General features: G+C 69.6%; 1 protein-coding gene. It reads left to right on the top strand.

Annotated features, from left to right (window positions below; all coding sequences use genetic code 11):
- Positions 1-214 precede the first annotated feature (214 nt).
- Positions 215-1,663: DNA repair protein RecN (locus IL54_RS02095; RefSeq protein WP_037472737.1), on the top strand; the 1,449-nt coding region annotated here is incomplete at its 3' end.

Below are 1,663 nucleotides of genomic sequence, written 5' to 3' on the forward strand. Positions count from 1 at the left end.
ACTATCCCGGCTCCGAATGGTATGAACGCTCCTACAAGCTGATGCAGCAACATGGCGGCAAGGCGTAACATTTCTTGTCCCCCTCCCGCCTGCGGGAGGGGCTAGGGGTGGGCTGCGAGCGTAGCGAGCATCCGGCCCCGGCGTTGCCATACGCCGCTGCGCGACGCGCCCACCCCCAACCCCTCCCGCAAGCGGGAGGGGAGAGTCCTTTGATTTGCTAACCGCCCTGTCCATCCGCAATGTCGTGCTGATCGAAGCGCTGGACCTGGAGTTCGGCGCGGGGCTTTCCGTGCTGACCGGCGAAACCGGCGCGGGCAAATCGATCCTGCTCGATTCGCTGGGGCTGACGCTGGGCGCGCGCGCCGATAGCGGCCTCGTCCGCAATGGCGAGGCGCAGGCCAGCGTCATCGCGACCTTCGATCCGCCGACCGGCGACCATCGCGCCGCCGCGCTGCTGGCCGACAATGGCGTGGAGATGGAGCCGGGCGAACCGCTCATCATCCGCCGCATGGTCAAGGCCGACGGCGGCAGTCGCGCTTTCGTCAACGACCAGCCCTGCTCGGCCGCGTTGCTGCGCGAACTGGGCGGCTCGCTGGTCGAAATTCACGGCCAGCATGACGATCGCGGCCTGCTCAACGCGCGCGGCCACCGCGCCTTGCTCGACGCCTATGGCCGCTGTGATACCGGCGCGGTCGGCACGGCGCATGGCGCGTGGCGCAAGGCCGCTGCCGCGCTCGCCGAAGCGCGCGCCACGGTCGAAACTGCCGCGCGCGACCGCGATTATCTCGCCCACGCCGTCGAAGAACTGCGCAGCTTCGCGCCCGAACCCGGCGAGGAAGCGACGCTCGCCGAGGAACGCGCGACGATGCAGAAGGGCGCGCGCCTGACCGACGATCTCACCACCATCAGCGAGTGCCTGACCGGCTCCGATGGCGGCCTCGCGCAATTGCGCCAAGCCGCGCGGCGGCTGGACCGGATCGCGGGTGAGGAACCGCTGCTGACCGCCGTCCTCGAAGCGCTCGACCGCGCCGTGGTGGAAGCGGGCGAGGCCGAGGATCGCTTGGCCGAAGCCGCCGAAGCATTGAGCTTCGATCCGGCCCGGCTCGACAGCATCGAAACCCGCCTGTTCGACCTGCGCGGCCTTGCCCGTAAACATCAGGTGCAGCCCGATGACTTGGCCGCCCTATGCGAAGAAATGGCGGCAAAGCTGGCCGCGATCGAAGGCGGCGAGGAACATATCGCGGCGCTGGAAACGGAAGTCGCGACCAAGGCCGCCGCCTATCGCGCCGCGGCGCAGGCACTGTCGGGCGAACGCCAACTGGCCGCCGGTCGCCTCGATGCAGCGGTGGCAGGCGAGCTTGCGCCCTTGAAACTCGACGCCGCCCGTTTCCGCACCGTGGTCGCGCCGCTGGACGAGGGGCAGTGGACCGGGCAGGGCATGGACCGGGTGGAGTTCGAGATTTCGACCAACCCCGGCGCGCCTTTTGCCCCGCTGACCAAGATCGCGTCGGGCGGCGAACTCTCCCGCTTCATCCTTGCGCTCAAGGTCGCGCTGGCGGAGCAGGGCGGGGCGGACACGCTGATCTTCGACGAGATCGACCGGGGCGTCGGCGGCGCGGTGGCATCGGCCATCGGCGAGCGGCTCGCCCGCCTCGCCCAAAGC

The organism is Sphingobium sp. ba1, assembly GCF_000743655.1.
Lineage (GTDB): Bacteria > Pseudomonadota > Alphaproteobacteria > Sphingomonadales > Sphingomonadaceae > Sphingobium.